The organism is Corynebacterium sp. 20-84 (assembly GCF_053479455.1).
In genome coordinates, this window is record NZ_JBRBCB010000001.1 from 250,194 (window position 1) to 274,047 (window position 23,854).

At 61.3% G+C, this 23,854-nt stretch carries 26 protein-coding genes and 1 tRNA gene; 21 read left to right on the forward strand and 6 right to left on the reverse strand.

Annotation, left to right across the window (positions count from 1 at the left end):
* Positions 1-61: 61 nt before the first annotated feature.
* Complete coding sequence (locus ACUY2Y_RS01270; protein ID WP_448324470.1) at positions 62-622, reverse strand: phage holin family protein; 561 nt, start codon at positions 620-622, stop codon at positions 62-64.
* 78 nt (positions 623-700) lie between these two features.
* Positions 701-1,540, reverse strand: coding sequence for an HAD family hydrolase (locus ACUY2Y_RS01275; protein ID WP_448324471.1), 840 nt, complete (start codon positions 1,538-1,540; stop codon positions 701-703).
* Positions 1,541-1,850: 310 nt separating this feature from the next.
* Here ACUY2Y_RS01275 and ssd point away from each other — a divergent pair, with 310 nt between their 5' ends.
* The 7 genes from ssd (at position 1,851) to ACUY2Y_RS01310 (ending at position 6,423) form a co-directional block, all read left to right on the forward strand.
* A complete protein-coding gene (gene ssd, locus ACUY2Y_RS01280) occupies positions 1,851-2,909 on the forward strand; it encodes a septum site-determining protein Ssd (RefSeq protein ID WP_448324472.1) in 1,059 nt (352 codons plus the stop codon).
* Positions 2,902-4,047, forward strand: a complete 1,146-nt coding sequence (locus ACUY2Y_RS01285) for a TadA family conjugal transfer-associated ATPase (protein WP_448324473.1) — start codon at positions 2,902-2,904, stop codon at positions 4,045-4,047. Before ssd ends, ACUY2Y_RS01285 begins: the two co-directional genes overlap by 8 nt.
* Positions 4,044-4,823 (forward strand): type II secretion system F family protein, encoded by a 780-nt coding sequence (locus ACUY2Y_RS01290; RefSeq protein WP_448324474.1) that lies wholly within the window; start codon positions 4,044-4,046, stop codon positions 4,821-4,823. The genes ACUY2Y_RS01285 and ACUY2Y_RS01290 overlap by 4 nt, the downstream gene beginning before the upstream one ends.
* Positions 4,820-5,425, forward strand: a complete 606-nt coding sequence (locus tag ACUY2Y_RS01295) for a type II secretion system F family protein (RefSeq protein ID WP_448324475.1) — start codon at positions 4,820-4,822, stop codon at positions 5,423-5,425. Before ACUY2Y_RS01290 ends, ACUY2Y_RS01295 begins: the two co-directional genes overlap by 4 nt.
* 130 nt (positions 5,426-5,555) lie before the next feature.
* On the forward strand, positions 5,556-5,756 hold the full coding sequence (locus ACUY2Y_RS01300; RefSeq protein WP_210576092.1) for a DUF4244 domain-containing protein: 201 nt from the start codon (positions 5,556-5,558) through the stop codon (positions 5,754-5,756).
* An 8-nt stretch (positions 5,757-5,764) separates the two neighbouring features.
* Positions 5,765-6,079, forward strand: coding sequence for a hypothetical protein (locus ACUY2Y_RS01305; protein WP_448324476.1), 315 nt, complete (start codon positions 5,765-5,767; stop codon positions 6,077-6,079).
* A complete protein-coding gene (locus tag ACUY2Y_RS01310; protein ID WP_448324477.1) occupies positions 6,076-6,423 on the forward strand; it encodes an Rv3654c family TadE-like protein in 348 nt (115 codons plus the stop codon). The genes ACUY2Y_RS01305 and ACUY2Y_RS01310 overlap by 4 nt, the downstream gene beginning before the upstream one ends.
* Here the strand turns inward: ACUY2Y_RS01310 and ACUY2Y_RS01315 are convergent.
* Positions 6,420-8,774: a DEAD/DEAH box helicase gene (locus ACUY2Y_RS01315; RefSeq protein WP_448324478.1), complete on the reverse strand. Its 2,355-nt coding sequence runs from the start codon at positions 8,772-8,774 to the stop codon at positions 6,420-6,422. The genes ACUY2Y_RS01310 and ACUY2Y_RS01315 overlap by 4 nt on opposite strands.
* Positions 8,775-8,941: 167 nt before the next feature.
* On the opposite strand from ACUY2Y_RS01315, the gene ACUY2Y_RS01320 reads away from it, so the two are divergent.
* Complete coding sequence (locus tag ACUY2Y_RS01320; RefSeq protein WP_076598122.1) at positions 8,942-9,145, forward strand: cold-shock protein; 204 nt, start codon at positions 8,942-8,944, stop codon at positions 9,143-9,145.
* Positions 9,146-9,224: 79 nt separating this feature from the next.
* On the opposite strand, the gene ACUY2Y_RS01325 is transcribed toward ACUY2Y_RS01320, so the two are convergent.
* Entirely contained in the window at positions 9,225-9,851 is a 627-nt protein-coding gene (locus tag ACUY2Y_RS01325) for a DedA family protein (RefSeq protein WP_210573024.1), read from the reverse strand.
* Between the two features lie 221 nt (positions 9,852-10,072).
* On the opposite strand from ACUY2Y_RS01325, the gene topA reads away from it, so the two are divergent.
* The gene (topA, locus tag ACUY2Y_RS01330) at positions 10,073-13,009 is read left to right on the forward strand and encodes a type I DNA topoisomerase (RefSeq protein ID WP_448324479.1); all 2,937 of its coding nucleotides are present in this window, start codon (positions 10,073-10,075) and stop codon (positions 13,007-13,009) included.
* Positions 13,010-13,230: 221 nt separating this feature from the next.
* Here the strand turns inward: topA and ACUY2Y_RS01335 are convergent, their stop codons facing one another.
* On the reverse strand, positions 13,231-14,757 hold the full coding sequence (locus tag ACUY2Y_RS01335) for an adenylate/guanylate cyclase domain-containing protein (RefSeq protein ID WP_210572781.1): 1,527 nt from the start codon (positions 14,755-14,757) through the stop codon (positions 13,231-13,233).
* 74 nt (positions 14,758-14,831) lie between these two features.
* Here ACUY2Y_RS01335 and ACUY2Y_RS01340 point away from each other — a divergent pair, with 74 nt between their 5' ends.
* From ACUY2Y_RS01340 to ACUY2Y_RS01395, 12 genes are all read left to right on the forward strand, one after another.
* Entirely contained in the window at positions 14,832-16,067 is a 1,236-nt protein-coding gene (locus tag ACUY2Y_RS01340) for a DNA polymerase III subunit delta' (RefSeq protein ID WP_448324480.1), read from the forward strand.
* A 145-nt stretch (positions 16,068-16,212) separates the two neighbouring features.
* A tRNA-Thr gene (locus ACUY2Y_RS01345) sits at positions 16,213-16,288 on the forward strand.
* A gap of 89 nt (positions 16,289-16,377) precedes the next feature.
* Positions 16,378-17,720, forward strand: a protein-coding gene (locus tag ACUY2Y_RS01350) for an IS3 family transposase (RefSeq protein ID WP_448324481.1) whose coding sequence is annotated in 2 segments (ribosomal slippage) — positions 16,378-16,819 and positions 16,819-17,720 — 1,344 coding nt in all. Because the reading frame shifts where the segments join, the coding sequence is not laid out codon by codon here.
* Between the two features lie 207 nt (positions 17,721-17,927).
* The gene (locus ACUY2Y_RS01355) at positions 17,928-18,083 is read left to right on the forward strand and encodes a hypothetical protein (protein WP_448324482.1); all 156 of its coding nucleotides are present in this window, start codon (positions 17,928-17,930) and stop codon (positions 18,081-18,083) included.
* Complete coding sequence (locus ACUY2Y_RS01360) at positions 18,022-18,945, forward strand: aminoglycoside phosphotransferase family protein (RefSeq protein ID WP_448324483.1); 924 nt, start codon at positions 18,022-18,024, stop codon at positions 18,943-18,945. The genes ACUY2Y_RS01355 and ACUY2Y_RS01360 overlap by 62 nt, the downstream gene beginning before the upstream one ends.
* 163 nt (positions 18,946-19,108) lie before the next feature.
* On the forward strand, positions 19,109-19,654 hold the full coding sequence (locus ACUY2Y_RS01365; RefSeq protein ID WP_448324484.1) for a hypothetical protein: 546 nt from the start codon (positions 19,109-19,111) through the stop codon (positions 19,652-19,654).
* Positions 19,651-20,187 carry a flavoprotein gene (locus tag ACUY2Y_RS01370; protein WP_448324485.1) on the forward strand — a complete coding sequence of 179 codons (537 nt, stop codon included), beginning with the start codon at positions 19,651-19,653 and terminating at the stop codon, positions 20,185-20,187. Before ACUY2Y_RS01365 ends, ACUY2Y_RS01370 begins: the two co-directional genes overlap by 4 nt.
* 1 nt (position 20,188) lies before the next feature.
* The gene (locus ACUY2Y_RS01375; protein WP_448324486.1) at positions 20,189-20,698 is read left to right on the forward strand and encodes an N-acetyltransferase family protein; all 510 of its coding nucleotides are present in this window, start codon (positions 20,189-20,191) and stop codon (positions 20,696-20,698) included.
* Positions 20,685-21,095 carry a nuclear transport factor 2 family protein gene (locus ACUY2Y_RS01380; protein WP_448324487.1) on the forward strand — a complete coding sequence of 137 codons (411 nt, stop codon included), beginning with the start codon at positions 20,685-20,687 and terminating at the stop codon, positions 21,093-21,095. The genes ACUY2Y_RS01375 and ACUY2Y_RS01380 overlap by 14 nt, the downstream gene beginning before the upstream one ends.
* Positions 21,092-21,520 (forward strand): ester cyclase, encoded by a 429-nt coding sequence (locus tag ACUY2Y_RS01385; RefSeq protein ID WP_448324488.1) that lies wholly within the window; start codon positions 21,092-21,094, stop codon positions 21,518-21,520. Before ACUY2Y_RS01380 ends, ACUY2Y_RS01385 begins: the two co-directional genes overlap by 4 nt.
* Positions 21,453-22,268: a class I SAM-dependent methyltransferase gene (locus tag ACUY2Y_RS01390; protein ID WP_448324489.1), complete on the forward strand. Its 816-nt coding sequence runs from the start codon at positions 21,453-21,455 to the stop codon at positions 22,266-22,268. Before ACUY2Y_RS01385 ends, ACUY2Y_RS01390 begins: the two co-directional genes overlap by 68 nt.
* Positions 22,265-23,083, forward strand: coding sequence for a hypothetical protein (locus tag ACUY2Y_RS01395; RefSeq protein WP_448324490.1), 819 nt, complete (start codon positions 22,265-22,267; stop codon positions 23,081-23,083). Before ACUY2Y_RS01390 ends, ACUY2Y_RS01395 begins: the two co-directional genes overlap by 4 nt.
* Here ACUY2Y_RS01395 and ACUY2Y_RS01400 read toward each other — a convergent pair.
* The gene (locus ACUY2Y_RS01400; RefSeq protein ID WP_448324491.1) at positions 23,080-23,436 is read right to left on the reverse strand and encodes a ribbon-helix-helix protein, CopG family; all 357 of its coding nucleotides are present in this window, start codon (positions 23,434-23,436) and stop codon (positions 23,080-23,082) included. The genes ACUY2Y_RS01395 and ACUY2Y_RS01400 overlap by 4 nt on opposite strands.
* Positions 23,437-23,854: the final 418 nt, after the last annotated feature.

A 23,854-nucleotide genomic window follows, 5' to 3' on the forward strand; every position in this document is an offset into this window, starting at 1 on the left:
GAAAAAGCGCCCGGGACGCGTTGTCCTGGGCGCTTGCCATGCACGCGGTCGTGCGCGGCGTTTAGTTGACCTTTGTGGAGCCGCCCGCGGTGTGCGGGACGGTGGAGCCGGTGCCGTAGGAGGTGTAGAGCTCCGTGGTGTCCTTCTCCAGGTTCTTCTGCGCCTGGCCCGGGACGAGGTTCTTCAGCTCGTTGACGGAGTTGATGGTCTTCTCCGGCTTGCTCATGGCCTTGAAGCGCTTGACACCGATCAGCGCGAGGATGCCCGCGGTGATGATCATGATCAAAAAGACGATGCCGAAGCCCCAGGCATCGTTGGTCCAGATAGCGATCAGCTTGGCCAGGAAGAAGAAAAAGAAGAAGGACGAAAATGCGGCCACGACACCTGCGGCAGCGAGCATGCCGGAGCCGATCGCGGCTTTCTTCGCTTCGCCGACGACCTCGGTCTTAGCTAGTTCGATTTCGCTGCGGACCAGGCTGGAGACCTGCTCGGTCGCGTTGGACACCAAGGTGCCCAGGGAGTCGCTTCCCGGCTGGGTCACGTCTGTGTCGCGGAGCGGGATGGAATCGACCTTGGCTTTATAGCTCGTCGACCCGCTGGTGTACAGACCCTTGTCGCTCATTTCTGAAACCTTCCTCAGTGCGCAGGGTGCGCAGCTTACTCGTCAGTTGTACCGGATCTTATAGTAACGCACAGCACATTATGAGGTCGCCCCGCCGCGGCCTCGTTGCGCCAGCCAAATACCGAAGGCGGTCAATGCGGTCACAGTGACGACGACACCTGCGCCGATACCGATTTCTTTCGCGCCGGGTGGGTCGAAGAGAGGCTCGGGGTTTTTGAATACACGTGTGTCCCAGCCATGTTCGGCGGCGTGCTTTTTCAAGCCGCGTTCAGGGTTGACGGCGACGGGGTGGCCGACGAGGGAGAGCATGGGGACGTCGGTAAGCGAATCTGAGTACGCGTAGCTCGCCGCAAGGTCGTAGCCTTGCTTTTCGACGAGCTCCCGCATCGCCTCCGCTTTTTGTTCTCCTTTGAGGTAGCGCGTGATTTCTCCGGTGAGTTTGCCGTCGACGATTTCGATCTCGGTGGCGACGACCCGGTCGATGCCCAGCTCCTGCGCAATGGGCTCCACCAGCAGAGACGCTGACGCCGACAGGATGACGATGTCGTGGCCACGGTCGCGGTGCCATTCGATGAGTTCGCGCGCCTCGCTGTAGATGGCGGGGGTGACCACTGTGTTCATGGTCTCGGCGACGACGCGCCGCACGTCGGCGACGGGCCACCCGGCGACCATATCGGCGAGGCGGTCGCGCGTGGCGTCCATCTTGGAGCTCGACTGCCCGTTGAGCATGTACGACGTTTTTGTGAGGAAGAGCTCGAGCGCGTCGGTGCGCGTGATCATGCCGTTGTCGAGGAACCCGCGGCCGAATGCGAATGCGGACGAGGTGGCGATGATCGTTTTGTCCAGGTCGAAAAACGCCGCGACGCGCCCGGAATCTGCTCCGGGTGAGACGCGGTGTTCGGCACCTGAATCTGTCATGGGGATAGTCTACGCCCCCAGCACATGTGCCCGGTCGAAGAATAGTTCGATCATCGCCGAGTCGTCATTGTGTTTGGTTGTGCCCGTATGCCATAATTATCCGCGCACGGCCCCGATATACAGTGCGGCCGGCCCCGGCCCTACCCCCCCCTTGTGGCCGGGTAACGGCGGCCCGCGCGCACCCCCCCGATAGCGCGGGCCGCCCCCTATTTCCACAGCTTTTTGGTGACGTGTCCCGCTAAACCGGGGTTATCCACAGGGTTGCCGCCTGTCCCTTGAGCAGGCGTGTGCGCTGGGCGAAGGTGAAGCCATGACCAGCGAAACAGCACCTATTCTCATTGCCGTCGATGACGCTTTGCTCCACCCTGAAGCCACGCACCTCGCGGCTGCGACAGGCCGCCCGATCATTGATTCGCGGGGCCCGGACGACCTCGTGCGTCATTATTCGCGCGCATTCGCCGTGCTTATCGACGTCGCCCGCGCCCCCGACCTCGACCCCCTTCCCCCGCGCCCTGGTGTTTTCCTCCTACGCGGTGACACTGATGTCGATGCCGGCGCTGATTCGGATGCGTTCATTCTTCCCGCGCAGGCAGCCGACCTGCTCAAGGCGTTGGGGAGGCTCGCGCTAGCTGCGAAGGGTGAAAAGCACGGGGCAGCAGCACCCCAAGCGCGGTCGAGCGCGGGCACGGTCCTGTCGTTCGTGGGTGCCGCCGGCGGTGTTGGAACGTCCACGATCGCGGCGGCGGTAGCCCGGGTGGCATTGCAGGACGCAGACCCGGTGGTGGTGGATGCCCACCGTTATTCCGGCGGGCTCGATCTGCTGCTGGGCGTGGAGGAAGAGATCGGTGCACGGTGGGGCGAGATCGAGATCGGGGAGGGGTCCGTCGACCGGGCGCAGCTCCGCCGGGCGCTACCCCGAACCAGGGACGGGATCGCGGTGCTCACCTGCGCGCGGACGACGGTGCCCGCCGCAGCAGCGAAGAGTCTGCGTGCGGAGGTGGACCGCGTGACCACGGTCCTGGGCGCCGGCGGGCTCACAGTGGTGGACGCACCACCGGACGTGCTTCCGAACCGGTGCGACCACACCTTCGTCATTGTGCCCGGGGAAGTGCGGGCGGCTGCGGCAGCGGCGCTGATCAGCGCGGAGTGCCGTGCGGCGAATACCCCGGTGTCGCTGGTGCTGCGGCATCGTGGCTGGTCGGGGTTGAGCGCGCAGGAAGTCGAGCGGGTGGCTGGCGCGGATGTGGTCGCGGAAGTCAAGCACCTGCCGCGGCTGGTGCGTACGTGCGAAGTCGACGGGCTGCCAGTGCGTTTGCCTTCTCCGTTAGCCGCCGCGGCGGAAAAGGTGCTGGAGGCCGCCAATGGATAAGGCATCGATCGTGGCGAAGGTGCAGCGCCGCCTCGCGGAAGATCCGGCGCAGAATTCCCCGGCGGAGCTCGCGGCACTGATCCGCGAAGAGGCGGTGGTGATCAGCGACCTCGACGTTTTGGACATTATGAGGGCACTGCGGGATGAGACGGTCGGGATCGGCCCGCTCGAGCAGGTGCTGGCCCAAGACGGGGTCACGGATATCTGCGTCAACGGCCCCGACGACATCTTCTTCGACCGCGGCCGCGGACTGGAACGCGCCAGTCTCACGCTTGGTGGGGAAGCGGAGGTCAGGCGTTTGGCGACACGGCTCGCCAGCAGTTGCGGCTGCCGTCTCGACGATGCGCGTCCCTTCGCCGACGGCCACATTTCGCGTGACGACGGCACTGTACTACGCTTCCACGCCGTCCTTTCCCCCACCGCGAACTGCGGGACCTGCATGTCGTTGCGCGTGCTCCGGAATAAGACAGCCACCTTGGACCAGATTCAGGCCTCGGGAGGAGTGGACGGGGAAAGGGCGGGGGTGCTTAAGGGGATCGTCGATAAGCGGAAAGCTTTTCTCGTTGTCGGCGGAACCGGAACGGGCAAGACGACGCTGCTCGCGGCGATGCTGGCGGAGGTCGCGGCGCACGAGCGCATCGTGGCGATCGAGGACACCGTCGAGCTCACGCCCGCGCATCCGCACGTGGTGAACCTGACCTCGCGCGGCGCGAATGCGGAGGGTGCGGGCGAGATCACCATCGCTGACCTGCTGCGGCAGTCGCTGCGCATGCGTCCCGACAGGATTGTGGTGGGGGAGATCCGCGGCGCCGAGGTCGTCGATCTGCTCGCGGCGCTCAATACCGGGCACGACGGCGGCGCGGGCACCGTCCACGCGAATTCGATCGAGGAAGTTCCCGCGCGCTTGGAAGCGCTCGCCGTGCTCGGCGGCCTCGGCCGTGAGGCGCTGCACTCGCAGCTAGCCGCCGCCGTCGATGTTGTCGTGGTGATGCGCCGTGGCTCCGACGGGGTGCGGCGCGTCCACCAGATCGGCGTGCTGGACGGCAACCCCGTGGTCCCGCGTGTGGTGTGGGATGCCGACACCGGCCCGGGCGACGGCTACGACGCGCTGCTGCGCGAACTGGGGGTCGCCGCATGACTGCGTTGCTGCTCGCTGCCGCTTTCGCCCTCGCTCCCGCACACCCGGTCCGTCGCGTCGGGCCCGCCGAGTCCGCTCCCCGCGCACGGAACCTCGCCGCATTGCTGCCTGTGCTGTCCGCGCTGGCGGCCCCCATTGTTCTGGCCACTGACCGGTTGCTCGTCGTCCTCGCCGCGGGCGTGGCGTGTGCGACATGCGCACACACTGTCGTGCGGGCACGACGCGCGAAAGCCGCCGTCGCCCGACTCGAAGCGACCGCGACGTACCTCGGCCACCTCGTCGCCGCCCTCCGCGCCGGGACCACGGTCGCCGACGCCTGCGCCCGCGCCGCCGACCAGCTTCCCGACAGCGCCCCTGTTGACCTCGCCCGTGAACTCGGACGCGCCGCCGCCCACGCGCGCCGCGGCGGCAACGGCGCCTCGGTGCTCGCCGACTCGCCCGTGGCTGAACTCCGCGACGCCGGCACCCTCTGGCTCTTATCTACCCGCCTCGGAATTCCTATGGCTGACCTGCTAGATAGCGCCCGCTCGCGCATAGACAATGCCCTGCGTCACCGGCAAACGACGTCCGCGGCCCTTGCCGGGCCGCGCGCCACTGCCGTCGTGCTCTCCGTTCTTCCCCTCGCCGGAATCCTCATGGGCCAGGCGATGGGTGCCCGCCCCGTTGCGCTGCTCACCGGCGGCGGTCTCGGCAGCCTGCTCCTGCTCGGCGGCACAGCTCTGGTGTGCGCCGGGTTCTACACCTCGCAATTCATCATCGGGAGGGCCGCCGCATGATCAGCCTGTCTACCGCCTTTTTCCTCGGCGCCGCCCTTGCGCTACCGCCTGCCGCCCGCCCGCACAGCCGCCTGACACCGCACACCACCGAGGCCGCTCACACCCCGAAGGCCCCGCGCGACGGCCCGCCCGACAGGCACCGCATCGCCAGCGACATTGAGCTGTTCGCCGCGTGCTTCCGCGCCGGGCTGCCCGTCTCCGCCGCCGCGGGGGCGGTCGCCGACAGCTACGGCACAGCGGGGCACGTGGGCGGGGGCACGCTCTCGCCGCTCGCCGACAAATGGCGGCGGGTGGTGGCGTACCACGACCTCGGGGTCGAACCCGAACGCGCGTGGTCCCCGCTGGACGGAGTGCCCGGGTGCGAGGAACTCGCATCGCTGGTCACCTTGTCCCACACGTCCGGCTCAGCTGTCGCCGACGGGTGCGACCGCATCGTGGCCGACCTTCGCGAGGAGGCTGCCTCTGATGCGACCGCAGCCGCCGAACGCGCAGGGGTCCTCATCAGCATCCCGCTCGCCGCATTCTTTCTCCCGGCCTTCTTCGTCCTCGGGCTCGCGCCCGTGGTCATCGGCCTCGGATCGCAGATGTTCGGCGGGCAATGAATAAGGAGGGCGCTCGGAAAACACCTTGACCATCCGTCCCGACTACCTGACTCACTTTAAAAACACTCACAAAAGGAGAACAACAATGACCGCAGCAATCACGAACACGACCGAGTCCATCAACGCTTTCCTGACCCGCCTGTACATCAAAGCCGCAGCTCGTGCGGCTGCGCTGCGCAGGGACGACGGGATGAGCACAATCGAATACGCCATGGGGAGCCTGGCCGCGGCGGCGCTCGCCGCGGTGCTGTACATGGTGATCAAAGGCGACGGCGTCGTCGACGCGATCGAGGGGATCATCACGGACGCGTTGTCGAATACGCCGTCGTAAGGCACGGCATGTCGCGACGCATTTCGCTTATCGACGACCGCGGTTCCGTCACCATCGAAGCCGCCCTCGCCCTGGCCGTCCTGGTCACGGTGGCGGCAGCGATCGTGGCGGGGATAGCCACCCTGGGAGCGTATATCGCCGCGGTGGACATCGCCGGTGCCGCCGCCCGGTCGCATGCCATCGGAGTGCCGTACGACCCGCCCCGCGAGGGCGTCACCGTGACTGTCGCTGAGCAGGCCGGGGTCGTGCGGGTGACCGCGCGGGTTCCTGCGCCGGTGCGCGCGATGAGCGCCACCGCGGCATTCCCAGTGGAGACACCGTGACATACCGAGTCCCTGCGACCCAGCTTGGGGACGACCGCGGCTACGCCACCATCGCGTCTGCCGGAATCATCGCGGCGGTGGTGGCGTTGGCACTGGTCGTCGCGGCTGCGGTGAGCCGGACCGCGGACACGCACCGCGCGCAGGTCGCTGCGGATCTCGCTGCTGTCGCCGGGGCGACTGCCCTGCACACCGGCGACGGCAGCGGTGATGCGTGCGCCGTCGCGCGCGAAACTGCGCAGCTCAACGGTGCGGACCTTGCGGACTGCGCGATCACGGGCGCGGATGTCACTGTCGCAGCGGAAATCGGCAGGGCGGAGGCGGTCGCGAAGGCAGGTCCGATCTAGGCAGTCATGGTGACGAGGGCGCCGAGGAGTTTCAGCGCGCCCGCCTTGTCGAGGGGCTGATTGCCGTTGCCGCACTTCGGCGACTGCACGCACGACGGGCAACCAGTGGCACAGCCGCAGGATTTCACGGCCTCAAAGGTGGCGGTGATCCATTCGTGGAAGCGGGCGTAGCCTTCGTCGGCAAAACCTGCGCCGCCGGGGTGGCCGTCGTAGACGAAGACGGTCGGCTGCATGGTGTCGGGGTGCAAGGCGGTGGACACACCGCCGATATCCCACCGGTCGCAGGTGGCCAACAGGGGCAGCAGGCCGATGGCGGCGTGTTCGGCGGCGTGCAGGGTGCCGGGGATCTCGCCGGCGGTCACCCCCATTTTCTCCAAGGCCAGCGGGTCGATGGTGTACGCGACGGCGCGGGTGAGGAGTTTCTGTTCGGGGAGGTCGAGGGGGATGTGTTCGGAGGTGGTGCCGTCGGAAAGCTTGACGACGTAACCCGTCACCCGGTCCGTGACTTCGACGTCGACGCTGGCCACCCACAACCCGGGCGAGGGGTTGTGGCGCGCGTGCGCTTCGCCGATGACGCGGATGTCGGTCGTCGATCGCGCCATCGTGCTGTAATCGGGCACTTCGGGATGGGCGAGCGCGACGTAGTTGTCCAGGTCGAGTTCGTCGATGATGAAGTATTCGCCCTGGTGGATGTACACGGCGCCGTCGTGGACCTGCGAGGCGGCGCGCGCGGAGTCGACGGTGCCCAGCAGCCGGCCGTCGGTGGCGTCGACGATCATGACTTCCTCGCCGGCGCCGCCGCGCAGCGACACCGCGCCATGAGCGGTTTCCGGGGAGAGCTCGCCTTCGAGCTGGGGGACCGCGAACCAGCCGCGCGCACGCTTGCGGAGCAGACCGCGATCTACCAGCTCAGCGACGACATCCTGCGCGCCGAAGACCTCCACCTCCCCGTCAGTCAGCGGCTTCTCCACGGCAGCGCAATAGACATGACCGCGCAGGATATAAGGATTGCCGGGGTTGAACACGCTGTTTTCCACCGGCTTGTCCAGCAGCGCTTCGGGGTGGTGGACGAGGTAGGTGTCCATGGGTTCGTCACGGGCGACCATCACGACCAGCGATGATTGCCCGCGGCGTCCGGCGCGGCCGGCCTGTTGCTTGAAGGAAGCGACCGTTCCGGGAAAGCCCGCCATGACCACAGCGTCGAGTCCACCGACGTCGATGCCGAGCTCCAGCGCATTCGTGGTGGCCATGCCGAGCAGGTCGCCGTTGTCCAAGGCGCGTTCGAGTGCCCTACGGTCCTCGGCGAGGTAGCCGGCGCGGTACGAGGCGATGCGGCGGGCGAAGTCGGCGCGTCCGGCAGCGACGAGGTCTTCGGCAGCGCGCATCGCGACGGTCTCGCTGGCCCGCCGCGACCGCACGAAAGTCAAGGTCCGCGCGCCTGCGGCGACGAGATTCGCCATCATCGCGCCCGCTTCAGTGGTGGCGGCGCGACGGACGGGAGCGCCGTTCTCGCCCTCGGCGCCTTCGATGAAGCCGGGCTCCCACAGGGCGTAGGTGCGCTCGCCGGTCGGTGCTCCATCGTCGGTGACGGCTACGACGTCGCGTCCGCACAACCGCGAGGCATGCGCAGCTGGATCAGCGGCGGTCGCGGAGGCGAAAATGAAGGTCGGGCGCGCACCGTAGGCTCGCGCGAGGCGGTCTAAGCGACGCAGCACCAGCGCCACATTCGCGCCGAACACACCGCGGTAGGTGTGGCATTCGTCGACCACCACGTATTTCAGGTGGCGGAGAAACCGCGCCCACCGCACATGCGACGACAAGATGCCCGCGTGCAGCATGTCCGGGTTGGTGAACGCGAAACGGGTGGTCTCCCGGATCGTCGCGCGGGCCTCAGTGGGGGTGTCGCCGTCGTAGGGGGCGGCGTTCACTCCTTTCGGCCCGCTCAAACGGGGATGCCCCTTGGTCAGGGAGCTCATGGCCAGCAATTGGTCGGACCCGAGGGCTTTGGTGGGGGTGATGTACAAAGCGCAGGCAGTCGGGTCGTCAGCGAGGGTACTCAAGACGGGCAGCTGGTAGCCCAGGGATTTCCCGGAGGAGGTCCCCGTCGCCACGACGACATCGCGGCCTTCCCATGCCGCGTCCGCGGTCAGGCGCTGATGGGAATAGAGGTCGCGGATGCCGGCGTCGATAAGCGTGCTTTTGAGTTCGGGGTCCACCCACTCCGGCCATGGCGCGGTGCGCGACGGCTGCGCCGCAACTGTCCGCACATGGGTGAGTGTCGCGGCGGGAAGCGCGCGCGTGAGACCGTCGATGAGCTCGTCGGCGAAACCGCCGTATCCGCTGTGCGCCATGCGATCTCCTTGAAGCCAAAAACACGTCCGACGTAAAAGACTAAAGCATGGCAAAATAGCAGTGGTCGCAGATTTTGTGTGCGCCTTTCACGGGGTGCTCGCGAGTTTTGCCAGCACGACCGCGAACAATCCGGCACCGGCCGGAAAACACGAAAGGTTTTATCACAATGGCTACTGGAACAGTGAAGTGGTTCAACGCCGAAAAGGGCTTCGGCTTCATCGCCCCGGACGACGGCTCCGCTGACGTGTTCGTCCACTACTCCGAGATTCAGGGCAGTGGTTTCCGCACCCTCGAGGAGAATCAGCAGGTCGAATTCGAGATCGGCGAGGGCAGCAAGGGCCCGCAGGCACAGCAGGTCCGCGCGCTTTAAGCTTATCGACGACGCAGCTCACCCCGGCCCCGCGCCGGGGTTTCGTCATGTCGCGACCCCGCTCCTTAGTCCGGCTGCGCTAAATGGCGGACATGCCGCGGCGCACGTCGTTCCACTCCGCCAATCTGGACTGGAGTTTCTGGATGCCGAAGCCCACGAGCGATCCCAGGGTCACGCCGACGAGCATGGCCAGCAGCGGGAAGTCGGAGAGGATGGAGCCGCCGACGTAGCCCACGCCGACGCCGATGGTGACCCAGAGAAAGACACCGATGGTGTCGTAGATGAAGAACAAAAACCAGTTGTAGCGCACTGAGCCCAAAAGGATCGTGGCTACCCAGCGCGCCCACGGCAAAAAGCGGGCGACGATGATGGTCACCCCCGCGCGCTTGTTCTGGTTTTCGCGCACCCACTCGATTGTCTTGCCGGCCCGCGATTCGGGGTCGAGCTGGTTGACCACCCGGATCAGACGGCTGCCCAACATGAAGCAGAGGTTGTCGCCGATGATCGCGCCGATCAGCGCTGCGGCGAAAATCCACCGCACATCCGGCACGCCCTGCGAACCGGAGAACGCGCCCGCCAAATTCAGCACGGTTTCCGACGGCAACAGCGGACAAAGCGCGTCCAAGGCGATGACCAGGCTGAGCAGGGGGTAGAACAGCGGGGTGGTCATGAGCTGCTCCACAAACCCGATGAGCGAGTCGACCACGTCAGTCACAGCTTTTCGTCCTTCCCTTTTGCCACGGCGCATCCGGCACACCCGAGACGCGACCTCTGGCGGAAAGTGTAGTGGGGCGGGAGGGGTGGGGGTGGGCAGTGTTAACGTCGATAAGCGAAAAAGCGCTACCCCTCGTTTACGCGCAGCCGCGAAATTAGTGGTAGTTGTCTTTGAGAGAATCGTTGACGCGAATATTTAAGGAGTCACGCGGCGTGGCTGAGCAGAACGGACAGGGCAAGACCCTGGTGATTGTGGAGTCGCAGACGAAAGCGAAGAAGATCCAGAAGTACCTGGGTGACGCGTATTTCGTCGAGGCGTCTGTGGGCCACATCCGCGATCTTCCCGGCCGCGCGGCGGACATTCCCGCGAAGTACAAGAAGGAACCGTGGGCGAAGCTCGGTGTGAACCCGGAGGCGGAATTCCAGCCGATTTACGTGGTCAGCGCCGACAAAAAGAAGAAGGTCACGGACCTTAAAGCCAAGCTGAAGCAGTCCGACAAGCTGCTGCTCGCAACAGACCCGGACCGCGAGGGCGAGGCGATTGCGTGGCACCTGCTCGAGGTGCTCAAGCCGAAGGTGCCCGTCGAGCGCATGGTGTTCAACGAGATCACCGAATCCGCGATCAAGGAAGCCGCGGAAAACACGCGCGAGCTGGACATGGACCTCGTCGACGCGCAGGAAACCCGCCGTATCCTCGACCGCCTCTACGGCTACGAGGTCAGCCCCGTGCTGTGGAAAAAGGTCATGCCGCGCCTGTCCGCCGGCCGCGTCCAATCCGTGGCCACGCGCGTCATCGTCGAGCGCGAACGCGAGCGCATGGCGTTCATTTCCGCTGCATACTGGGACCTCACCGCATCGCTCGAGCGCTCCGGCGAGACCTTCGACGCCAAGCTCACGCTTATCGACGGCTCCCGCATCGCCCAAGGCAAAGACTTCGACGACCGCGGAAAACTCAAAAACGATGAACTCGTCGTGGTCGACGAACAGGACGCCCGCGCCCTCGCGGAAGCCCTGACCGGCCAGGACATGGAAGTCACCGACGTGGTGTCCAAGCCGTACACCCGCCGGCCCTACCCGCCGTTCATGACCTCGACGCTGCAGCAGGCCGCCGGTGCGAAACTGCACTTCACCTCGGCCCGCACCATGCGCATCGCGCAGCGCCTGTACGAAAACGGCCACATCACCTACATGCGTACGGACTCGACCTCCCTGTCCAAGCAGGGCATTGCTGCGGCTAGGGCCGCAGCAACGGAACTATATGGCGCCAACTACGTCTCCGACGCCCCGCGCCGCTACGACCGCAAGGTGAAGAACTCCCAGGAGGCCCACGAAGCGATCCGCCCGGCAGGCGAACGTTTCGCCACCCCCGGCGAGCTCGCCCGCTCCCTGGACGCCGAAGAGTTCAAGCTCTACGAGCTCATCTGGCAGCGCACCGTCGCCTCCCAGATGGAAGACGCCCGCGGCACGTCCGTCACCGCGACCATCGCGGGCCAAGCGACCTCCGGCGAGAATGTCGAGCTGTCCGCCTCCGGTCGCACCGTCACCTTCCCCGGTTGGCTTCGCGCCTATTCGGACACGCAGGACAAAAACGAGAAATACCTGCCGCAGCTGTCCAAGGGCGATGCCCTGGCCACCCGCGATGTCACCGCCGATGGCCACTCCACCAACCCGCCGGCACGCTACACCGAGGCCAGCCTGGTGAAGAAGATGGAAGAACTCGGCATCGGGCGCCCGTCGACGTACGCGTCGATCATCAAGACCATTCAGGACCGCGGCTACGTCGCCCCGCGCGGTAACGCCCTTGTTCCTACCTGGGTCGCGTTCTCCGTCGTCGGGCTCATGGAGCAGAATTTCGACGCCCTCGTCGACTACGAATTCACCTCGTCCATGGAGGACGAACTCGACGAGATCGCCCGCGGCACCGAGAACCGCACCCAGTGGCTCACCGGCTTCTACTTCGGCGATGCCGATGCCGACGAGTCCACCGCCGAGGCCATCGCGCGCCGGGGCGGCCTGAAAGCGATCATCGAGAACAACCTCGAGTCCATCGACGCTCGCCGCGTGAACTCCCTCGAGCTCTTCCGCGACGACGAGGACCGCCCGGTCTACGTCCGCGTCGGCCGCTACGGCCCGTACCTAGAGCGCCAGGTGGGCACGACGGCTGAGGGTGAGCCCGAGTACCAGCGCGCCAACCTGCCCGAGTCCACCACCCCGGACGAGGTGACCATGGAGATGGCGGAGAAACTCTTCGCCACCCCGCCGACCGGCCGTGAGCTTGGCTCCAACCCGGCCACCGGCCGCACCGTCGTGGCGAAGGAAGGCCGCTACGGCCCCTATGTCACCGAGCTCGTTCGCGACGACGAGCGCGCCACCGCCGAGGCCAAAGCCGAGGAGATCATCGCGCAGGAGCGCGCCGAGGAGGATGCACAGCGCGCCGCCGAGGGCAAGCGTGCCAAGAATTGGGAGACCAAGACCGCGGCCAACCAGAAGGCGAAGCGGATCGAGCAGCTTATCGACGAGCAACTCAAGCCCGCCACCGCCTCCCTCTTCTCCTCCATGGAGCCGTCGTCGGTGACCCTGGACGAGGCCCTGCAGCTTCTCTCCCTGCCGCGCGAAGTCGGTGAGGATCCTGCTGATGGTGAGATGATCACCGCCCAGAATGGCCGCTACGGCCCATACCTGAAGAAGGGCAGTGACTCCCGCTCATTGGCGAATGAGGAGCAGATCTTCTCCATCACTCTCGACGAGGCCCGCCGCATCTACGCCGAACCGAAGCGCCGCGGCCGCGCCGCCGCCAAGCCGCCACTGAAGATGCTCGGCGACAACGACGTCTCCGGCAAACCCATGACCGTGAAAGACGGCCGTTTCGGCCCGTATGTCACCGACGGTGAGACCAATGCGTCCCTCCAGCGCGGCGACACCCCGGAGACCATGACCGACCAGCGTGCGAATGAGCTGCTCTCGGCACGCCGCGCCCGCGAGGCAGAAGAGGGCGCCGGCGGCGGTAAGAAGGCCACTAAGAAGAAGGCAGCGAAGAAGTCCGCCAAGAAAACGGCGAAGAAGACGGCTAAGAAAACCGCCAAAAAGACCGCGAAGAAGCCACCGCAGACCACGAAGCGCGTGGTGAAGGCTGGCTCGCGCCGCAAGTAGTCCCGGTGGTCAGCGTGGCGGAGACCAAGGACCACGACGCTGACGGACCTCAACCTGCTCCCCAGATCCAGCTCAGGGAGCAGGTTTGCCTTTTGTGGTTTGCCTTTTGGGTCGGCGCAGCGGCAAAAGCCCAGGTGGCGTTTCGTCGAAAAGCGCAAAAGGCAAACCACAAAAGGCAAACGTCCTTCGGCGCAGCCTGGGACGCGGGGAGCGGGGGCTAGTTAGTACTTGTCCGCCATCGTCGGGCGGACGGGGCGGGCCAGTTGGGTCATCTTATTGCGGCCGCGTAGCTCGATCGACTTCATCACGGTCCAGCGGGCCTGCTCGATTTCGTTGGCGCCCTTGAGCGTCGACAGGTTGGTTAGGACGCGACCGGGGGAGTCCTTCGCGAGTTCGGTGAGGCGCGCCGCGGTGTTCACGGCGTCGCCGATGACGGTGTACTCGAAACGGTCCTGGCCGCCGATGTGCCCGGCGACGACGTGGCCGGAGGCGACACCGATGCCGGCCTCGAGCTCCAGTCCGTCGAGTTCCTGGCGCAGTTCGCGCGCGGCGGTGAGCGCGTGCGAGGCGGAGTCGTTGAGCGCTAGGGGCGCGCCGAACACGGCGAGCGCGGCGTCGCCCTCGAATTTGTTGATCACGCCCTTGTTGCGGTGCACGACATCCACGACGATCTCGAAGAACTCGTTGAGGGCGTCGACGACCTCCTCCGGGGTGTGGTTCACCGCGAAATTCGTCGAACCGATGACGTCGACGAACACCACGGCCACCTTGCGGTCTTCGCCGCCCAGTTCGGGCTTCTCCTCGAGAGCCTTCTGGGCGACTTCGCTGCCGACGTACTGGCCGAAGATGTCGCGGACGCGCTGACGCTCGTTGAGGCCGCGCATCATCTCGTTGAAGCCGGCTTGGAGTACGCCGAGCTCGGAGGCGTCGTAAATGTCCACCTGGGTGTCGGTCTCGCCGCGGCGGACCCGGTTGATGGCTTCCTGCAGCTCTTTGATGGGGTCAACGACGCTCATGGTCGCGAAGGCGGTGCCGGCCATGCCGGTCACGATCGCTGTGACAGCGAGCGCGGAGACGGACGGCATGAGCTCGCCGGGAGTGTCGCCGAAGAAGCCGTTGCGTTGGGCAGCGAGCAGGAACAGGATGCCGATGAGAGGCACACCTGAGGTCATGAACCAGGTCATGTATAGGCGTTGTTTGATCGGCGGCTCGAGCGTGGTGTCCGCGAAACGCTTGGACAGGGTGTTCGCGGCGATGGGGCGGACGAGGCGTTCAGCCTGCACGTAGGTGAGGACGCAGGTGACCAGGCCAGCCATGAGCGTCGACACGGCGACCACGAGAGCGAGGCTGCCCGCGACGCGTGAGGCGGCAGCGGTGGCGATGAGGATGCCGATGAACCAGATCATCGCCACCACCAGCGTCTGCAGCACCGGGATGCGCAGCACGAGGTTGCGCACCACATAAGGGTCGACGTCGTCGGGTCGGCGCTGGTAGAGCAGCACGGACCTGAAGAGCATGTACGACACGAGGCCGCCGACGATCACCGCGAAGATGAGGTACAGGATGCCGACGGGCGCGAAGCCCGCAGCGACTTCCCCGAGCTGCCGGGCTTCCGGCATGGGGATGAGGTAGCGCACGAATGCCATGATCGCGATCGCGGCTGCCACATTGGTGAAGAGCAAGACGGACGCGTACAGCGGCCATGGGGTGCCCATGAGCCAGCGGAAGCCGCGCCAAAACTTGTTCACGTTCCAATACTCTACGTGGCGCAGTACCGACGTAGTCCCAATACCGTCAACCATCGCGAAGTAGGGTGGTGCCTGTGACTGTCCCGACGACTCCTACTCAGCAGGCCGCGCCGCGGAGCGTGGCTGAGCGGCTCGCCGATATTCCGACGGTCCGCGACACGATCATGTCGGCGGCGGCTGCCGCACGCGGGGCCGCAGGGGCGGACGCGCACGCGATGACGCACTCGTGGTTGTTCACGGGGCCCCCAGGGGCGGGGCGTTCGACCTCGGCGCTCGCTTTCGCGGCTGCGCTCATGTGCACGGACCCCGATGAGATCGGGTGCGGGCGCTGTCGGGCGTGCCGTGACGCGTTGTCGGGTTCGCACACGGATGTCGTGCACATCGTTCCGCAGGAGCTGGGCATCAAGGTGGACACGGTGCGTGGAATCATTGCGCAGGCAGCGCGGTTACCGTCGGTAGGCAAGTGGCGGGTCGTGGTCATCGACGACGCAGATCGCTTTTCGACGGCCGCCGCCGACGCCTTCCTCAAGACCGTCGAAGAGCCACCCGAATCCACCGTGATCATCATGTGTGCCCCGTCCACAGATCCGGAGGATTTCTCGACCACGCTGAGGTCGAGGTGCAGGCATGTGTACGTGCCGGCGCCGTCGACAAGCGAAATCGTGCGTCTGCTCGTCGAAGAGGAAGGTGCCTCCGAAGCTGATGCGCGTCTGGCGGCCGCGACGTCGCTGCACCATGTCGGGCGCGCGCGGCGCCTGGTGCGCAGTGTGGCCGCGCAGCGTAGGCGCGCGAGCGCGATCAACCTTGCCGAGCTCGTCTTCCACGGCGACCAGGCATTTCAAGCTGTCGCCGCGCTGGTGAAATCCGCCGATGCCGAAGCGAAGGACGCCTACGCCGAAGCCGATGAGGAGGAGCGCGAGAAACTTGAAAACGCGCTCGGCATGGGCGCGAAAGGCAAAGGTGCCGCCCGCGCCTTGAAGGGGGCGTCCGGCTCGCTGAAGGAGCTCGAAGCCAAGCAGAAAGCGCGCGGCACGCGCCGGCTTCGCGACGTCCTCGACCTCACCCTTGTCGACCTCGCTGGCATCTACCGCGACGCGATGGTCATCGGCGCTGAGAGCGGGCTTGAACTCATTCACCCCGATTACGAAGGCCTGTCCCGCGAGATCGCCGGCCGCGTGGATCTGGCCGGGCTCACTGAATGCCTCGACGCCATCGCGCAGTGCCGCGAACGCCTCGACCAGTCCGTCCTGCCCGTCATCGCGTTCAACGGCATGCTCGGCCGCATCCGCAAAGCTTGCCGTGCCAACTGACGCGGTTGGCGCGGCAGGCCGGTGTCGGCTGCACATTCTCGATGCAGTCCTAGCACGCCTTTTCACCTGCGATTTTTGTGGCGGCGCACTCGTCGATTAAGCTATCCCCTCGGAACAAGTCGCGCACGCGTGCGCCCTGATCCGCGCCACCTTAGCTCAGTCGGTAGAGCATCTCACTCGTAATGAGAAGGTCGCGAGTTCGATTCTCGCAGGTGGCTCCACACACGAAAGCCCCCGTGGCCTGTTCATGAACTGCTCCCCATTAGTTGGACTGAGAAATCAGTTACCGACTAGTGGGGAGTAGTTTTCTTTGAGAGCACGAAGTTCGCTAAGTGAATATCAGCGCGAGCAGTTGGTTGAACTATTTGAGCAAGGCATGGGCTATGGTGCCGCTGCCAATGCTCTTGGTGTCTCCAAAGACGCCGTCCGTAGGCTGCGTCGTCGGTTTCAGCTGCATGGCAAGCTATGTCTTGTGGAGAAACCGACTAAGCAGCAGTACTCGTTCGAAATCAAGAAGGAAGTTGTCCAACGCCACCTTGCCGGCGAGACGGTGATGGATCTTGCACGCGAATTTGGCCTGTCATCAGAGCAGCTGGTCAGCGGGTGGTCGTGGAAATGGCGTCAAGGTGGCGATGAGGCACTAAAACCGAAGCCGAAGGGCAGACCCAAAGGCTCGGCCGCACCGAAGCGGCTTACAGAAGAAGACAAGCTGCGCCGCCAGATCGCACGGTTGGAAGCGGAAAACGCTTATCTAAAAAAATTGCGGGACTTGAGGAACCAGGGACACGCCTGAAAGTCCAGGCGATCGTCATCCTCAAGTCACGGCATCGTCTCGAGTACCTCCTAGACGCCGCTGGCATCCCACGGTCGACATTCTTCTACCACCAGAAACGACTCAGCGAACCGGATAAGTACGCAGTGCTCAAAGACGCGATCCGGGAAAGCTTCGAACGCAATAAGCATCGCTATGGCTACCGGCGGGTGCTGCTGGACCTGCGTAACCAGGGCTGGGTGGTCAACCACAAACTCGTCTACAAACTCATGCGCGAGATGGGTCTTCGAGCCAAGATCCGCCAACGCAGGCCTTATGTTTCCTACGCTGGGACGATCAGCCACATCGCTGACAACAAGCTCGACCGCAAGTTCACCCCAGATAAGCCAAATGCCGTCTTTGTCAGCGACGTCACCGAGTTCAGGGTCGCAGGCCGCAAGGTCTACCTGTCACCGGTGATGGATCTGTTCGACCGTTCAATCGTTGCCCACACCGTTGCCACATCGCCGTCGACAGCGTTTACCACCGATTCTTTGTCCAAGGCGATCGCGGCGTGTGCACCTGAACCCGGGTGGATGATGCACACCGATCAAGGCTTCCAGTACCAGCATGCCTCCTGGCGTGACCTAATCGGCGACAACGGTGGTGTGCAGTCGATGTCGCGTAAAGCCAACTGTTACGACAACGCGGTCATGGAGAATTTCTTCGGGCACTTGAAAACCGAGATGTACCACGGCGAAGTCTTCGACACCGTCGCAGAGTTCAACCAAGCGATCGACGAGTACATCGGGTGGTACAACACCGAACGCATCCAACAACGACTAAAGGGCCTGGCCCCGATGCAATATCGGAATCAGACCCGTAAAGCCCTCACCGCCTAGAATTAAACCAGTCCAACTTTCGGGGGCTAGTTCAGGGTGACCTTCCGGGGGTAATTTTTGATTGCCGATAAAAATGACCACCTGCGGTTACGGGGGAATATATACCCCCAATTTACTTTCTAGGAGAAAAACGTCCATGTTTTCAGCTACCGTCAAATTTGTGCATACGCACACTGCCGATAGCAACCTCCTTTGAAAGGGATCGATATGTCTAACACCATTCTGGAACTCGACCAGCTGCTTTCCGATGTGGATATGCGGGAAGCGGATTCCGTCCAGCAGGCCGTCGTAATCGACGTCGATGACGCAGATTACGAACTGCGTATGGGCAGCACTATCGCGACCATCGTCGCGAAGTGCTAATACGAAATTGAGACGTACGCACCCTGCGGTCGCCGGTAAGCATCTTGCCGACGGCCGCAGAGTTTTTGTAAAAGAAAGTCGAGACGGTCTACGCGAATTAGAGAACATGCGCCACGCTCGACGAGCTATTGTCGCACGCGGGTTTGAAGGCAGAATTAAGGTCCCGGCCCCCTTAAATGCTCACCCCGATTCGATCTCGCAGGAGCGATTATTCGGCTTTGAGACATTGGATAAGGCTTGGCTCAAGGACCCAGCCATCACTTCACGGCACATTATGGATGTTCTTATGCTCATCGCAAATATGCCGTCGCAGGAGGTTCATTGGATGTCATTTCCTGAGACGATGGATGTCGATCTCTCTTTGATCCGACGATCTAATACTCTCCATTATCTATCTCAAAACGCTCTGCAGGATGCAGAGATTAGGGAGATTATCGCGGCCCCTCTGGTCATCTCACGGCCCATGCATTTCATTCACGGAGACCTTAAACCCGACAATCTCCTAGTGTCGGGCGACCGGGGAGACGTTGCCATAGTGGACTGGGAGAATTCCGGACTTGGAACCCCCGATCTAGATGCGGCTTCATTGCTTGCCGGATTGATCTTCGTCTCCGTCCGCAGTGTTGTGAAGGAGAATGAGACCGAGTGGGCACAGCTGTCCATATTTCTTCACCATATCGGGGTTATAGAGAAAGAATGGTTACCCCGCGTAGACGGTTCTAAATCTCTTCACCTTGCTCTTATTAAGTATCTCTTCATTCGCCTCTGTGGCTACTACAACGAAGTTGAGCAGGATGATCGATGCGCCTTTATCCTGAAAGCTTTAATAAAGAACTATGCGACCAGAAGCTACTTTAACTAGCCCACTTCGTTCGACACTGGAGCGTGCCTGTCAGGATCCACGTGTCCGTTTCGAGTACCTCTCTCACCATTGTGGTCTGCGCCTTAAAGATGTTGAGAATTTAACGGCTTTGAGTAAGTACTCTCACTGGTGCGAGAAATCATTGAGGGAAAGAGGTAGGCCAGTGGCGAGGGAAGACTCCCCCCGCGTCCTCTATGAGGCGGCTAGACGAGAAACCATTCACCCGAATTTCACAAAATATTGGGGTTATTTAAATCCCCATTCTGCAAGCACCCTTAATGGGAAAGATGTGTACCAAATCTATTTTACAAGGCCTAGCTTGCGTCAGTTTGACGATCTCTTAAGTCTTGCGTGTTCCGTAAAGAACGTGCTTGTGAAATATGCTCGACTTAAATTTTTGGAAAAACGCCATGACACCGTTGCCGTCTATGTGGTAGGTGCTAATGCGGCTAGGGAAATCTGGGATGCAGGTATCGCTTACGGTGAGCCCTGTGGGCCTGATTCCGTACCAGGTTTCGCAACTGCTTCATATATGAATCTGAGTTTGGCGCGATTGAAAGGGCTGCCGAAAGTGGAAAGTAATGGACAGATGTGGCAGAAGGTTCTTGAAGAGGTGCTAGATGGCACGCAGTCCGTGGATCGAATTATGGAGGAAGTGTCATCCGAGTTTGACCATTTGTGCATGATGCTTAGAGGGGAAATATCATGAATACTTTAATTATCTCGGGTGCCCCTTCGGCCGCTTTCGTTCCCGGTGTCTTAGCCACGCTGGATCAGATGGCAGATCTGAGCTCATTGAATGTCATTGTGACGCGTTCAGCGCATTCTTTTGTTACACCGCTGGCGTTGGAGACCTTTTCCAGTGCCGTGGTAATAAACGATATGTTCGGGCCCGTGGATCATCAAAAGCTTGCACGAGACTCTGAACAAGTCTTTGTGTATCCAGCTACCTTCAATTTTGTGAATAAGCTCGCTGCCGGAATTACGGACAGCCTGTCCCTGATGGTTGCTCAGCTTAGTTTAAACAAAACTCGCCTCTACGTTTCTCTACCTGAGGGATTATTCGGCAATTCCCTATATGAAACCAATCGCTCGAAACTAATTCAAGCGGGTGTTGTGTTTGTGGAAGCCGAGGCTGGCCTAGCTCTTTCGGCGAAGCGCACGACCCCCGGAGGGTGCCCCAGTCCGGATCGATTGTGGCATGACTTAAAAAAATCCGCTGAAAAGAAAGAAACCTATTGAGATGATACGAGAAACACTTCCCGAAGACCTATCCCATATTGAAGTGTGGTTATCAAATCCGAATAACCGCATGGCGCACACCGGGACAGATTTCCAATGGAGCGATTTTGATGATGTTGAACAAGCGGAACTTTCCCCGACTCTAGCAAAACACGTCAGAAGCCACACACTGGTTGCGGAGGGTACTGCCGTCGGGATAGTCGTTACCTACCCCACCTTTGACTATCCGTGGGTTTGGCATTTAGAGGTCTTTGTGGACCCCCTTGAACGGTCTGCGGGATACGGTCTCGAGTTGTTGACCTTTGCGATTGATGATTTATTCCAAAATACATTTTGCACCGTTTTGGAAGGAACGATCGCTGAAGATAACCAAGCGTCCCTTGCGGCTTTTTGCAAATTCGGCGACGTCATTGTCGGGCGTATTGATAATTATTTCATGCGCCGCGACTCGGCAAAAGTGGCCGCAATCCGGGTAGCAATGACGAAGGAACAGTGGAATGCAAGAGTTTAATGTTCAAAAGTATGTGGATACAGTATGGAGGGAGGGGGACTTGGAGAGAATTTCTGACTTCGTCTCGGCAGAGTGTCTATTTCATGATGTGTCGGGAAAGACTCGTCTTCGCGGTATTGAAGAGCTAACTTCTAACCTCCGCCAGTGGTTTGAAGTCTTTGAAGACCCTCATGTTGAAGTTCGTCGGGTTCTCCAGGACCAATCATCGCCCACGATCGGGTGGGATTGGATATTGTCCGTCAAACCTATGATCTCCAGGAATGATTTAGATCAGCGCACTCGGGTGAACATCTACGGTATTACTTTTGCCACGATTTCTGACGGGAAGATCGTGGAGGAAGTGAATTGCACAGATATGAAAGAGTTTATTGATTTGGTGGAAGGTCGGCGCGAATGAGTTCGGCTGATATCGAAATTGTTGCGCGTTATTGCGACGAATTATGGAATAACCATGATTTGTCAGCAGTCCGAAGGTGGTCTAACCCTGCCGGTGTCTACCATGATTACCCCGGAAAAACGGAGTTATTGCAGGCAGAGGAGTTAGAGCGGCGATTGCGACATGTGTTCGCTCTCCTCCCCGATCATCGGCTGAGCATTCTCAGAATGTGGTCTTCGTCTGATGGGGAGGTTGCGTGGAAATGGACCGTTCGAGGGACCTGGCAGGGGCCATGGTCCAAAGGTGCTGAGGTCGATTTTAATGGTTTGACCTGGTACAGGGTCGAAGATGGAAAGATTTGCCGACGTTACGGCGTGAGTGACGCTTACCGATTTGATTATCAGATCGGTAAGCGCCATCGCCTTATCGATCTATATTTACCGTAATGAGGAGCGGGTGAAAATGGTAGGCGATTCTTCCGGAACAACGTATGGGACGCTAAGTGAAAAATTGCTCCATGAGGTGTGGGATGGGCATGAGTTCTGCTATCCAGTCTTGGAAAGACTGATCACCAATATCAAGAACATCGATACTGTTCTTGATTTAGGATGCGGGAGCGGCGAAATGCTCAGCCGTTTATCTAAGCTGAAGAGGAACCTAACTTTCATAGGTATCGATTCTTCTAAGGTTTCTCTTGATTCCGCCTCTCAAAAACTTGGGACATCCGCATCTCTTATCCGCAGAGATGTATCTGATGTTTTCACTGTTGAAGGCGGTCAAGTTTTATTCTACTCTAGCGGGTTCACCTCAAACCTATTCCCTGAAGCGCAATGGAACCGCACGGTCGTGGACTGGCTCCAAGGGTCTCCTGCGGCGTATGCCTTCGTTTACGATGTTTTTTGGTGGGACCCTCTCCCGGAAGAAGAGATGCGCCAAAGTGGCGTATTTGAGGGGAAGAACTCGTCTCTCGACTGGCATGTAAGGCGCGGTACGGAAGAGCAAACATCGTATATATATGATGCGAAAAACGATGTGACTACAACTGTCACCTCGTTTAACCATCGGCGGCGTTCGCTGTTTATGGAGGGGAAGGCTCATTGGCATGTTTACGAAGTTCTGCATAAAAAAGTTAAAACTGGTGAGGGGTTTTTAACTGAATCATGCACTCGCGTGGTGGCGAGGAGCGATAAATGAAAGTTATTTTCCGGTCTCTTCTGGCCAGTGCGCTTATATCTGAGATAGTAGTATTTTTCTTGGTAAACACATCATCCGGCGTGCCGGGTTGGTGGTTCCTTTTGCCGATCACCTTGATCGCTGCGGCACTTTTCATACTGTTTTGGGTGATGTGGCGGGATTGTCACCACAGTGGGGGTTCTTGGGCGAGCTCGCTGTCTATAACTGCTCCGAAATTTGGTGTGCCCCGTAAAGTTCTGGCCTTAATTGTTTCGGAAGTTAGCTCCCTTACTTCTGCCCTGAATATCTTTAGTTCCTCCGGGAATCCTAAACGTGACAGAGAGTTCTATACAGTTCACAAGAATCTGCGAGCTGTAATTTTTGTGGTTTTAGGCCTGAGTGCCGTGGAAATTAGTGTCGTCCACTTAGCTGTGCCTAGTAAATTTTGGCGATATCTTTTTCTTGCCATAAGCATCTACGCGGTGGTTCTCCTAACTGGATTTTACGCATCAGTCCGGGACAGGCCGCATTTCATGACCCCTCAGGGGTTAGTCATCCGATATGGGAAGAGGCTTATTTGTGAAATACCGTGGTCGCATTTGACGAGTGCGAAATCGGTAGGGGCAGGACAGGGGGGAGACATTACAGTTGATGGGAATGGCCATCTTAGGATCCCTGTTTTGAGCGAAGTCAATGTGAGGCTTGAGGTGGACCCCTCAGTTCCAGTGGAGGATCTTTACAAAGGGCGTGTAAAGGCTTCTTCCATTGAAATTTACTGTGATGACAAGGAATCATTTCTTCAAGATGTCGCTAAAAGGCGCTCCCTATTTGCTTAATGGTCGTACGTAGCCTTGTTGGTAGGAGCTTCCTCAGGGTTAGGCACCAAGTCTTGGACTTGGGAATTCAGGTTTTGTTCCTTTCGGTCTTTTTTGAGTGCGTCCTCCATGAATCCGAGGGGGATTTCTTCGAAGGCGTTGATGGCGAGGTCTTCGTAGTCGGCGGCGACCTGGTCCCAGTGCATGTGTTCGAGGTGGGGGAGCATGGCCCACAGGGCCATGCGGATGTAGGCGCTGCGGGGGCGGTGGGTGCGTTTGGCTAGGGCGTCGAGGCGTTCGACGAGTTCGGGTTCGACTCGAACGGAGATCACGGGTCCGCACCCGACCCAGTTCTTCTGTTTTTCGGTGGCCATGGTCGTACTCCTTGTCTCCGCGGGGTTAGGTGCGGGGGTTGTCGGTTCAGCAGTAAACAATGTTTACAGCTGGCTTGCCCTCCCCGCCACCGTTTTGCCCGCGATCCGGGAAAGGTTCGTCAGTGGTGAGTAAACAATGTTTACAGCTGAGTCGGGGATCTGGGACCGGGCCCCGTAATTTTTCTGCCTGTGCGTTAGAACAGGGTTGCCGGGTTCGTTCCGGGGGGCTGGGTGTCGGGGGTTGTTTGTGTCGGGGACTAGTTCATTTTTGGCTGGGGTTTCTTTTTGTCTCCGCCGCCGTGGGTTGTCTCAGGTTGTCAGTTTTATTGCCGAGCACAGACCGAGCATAAACCGAGCACGCTAAAAGCAAGTGAGGCCAATCCAAGCCGTTGATAGGGTCATTGCTGTGCTCCACGCC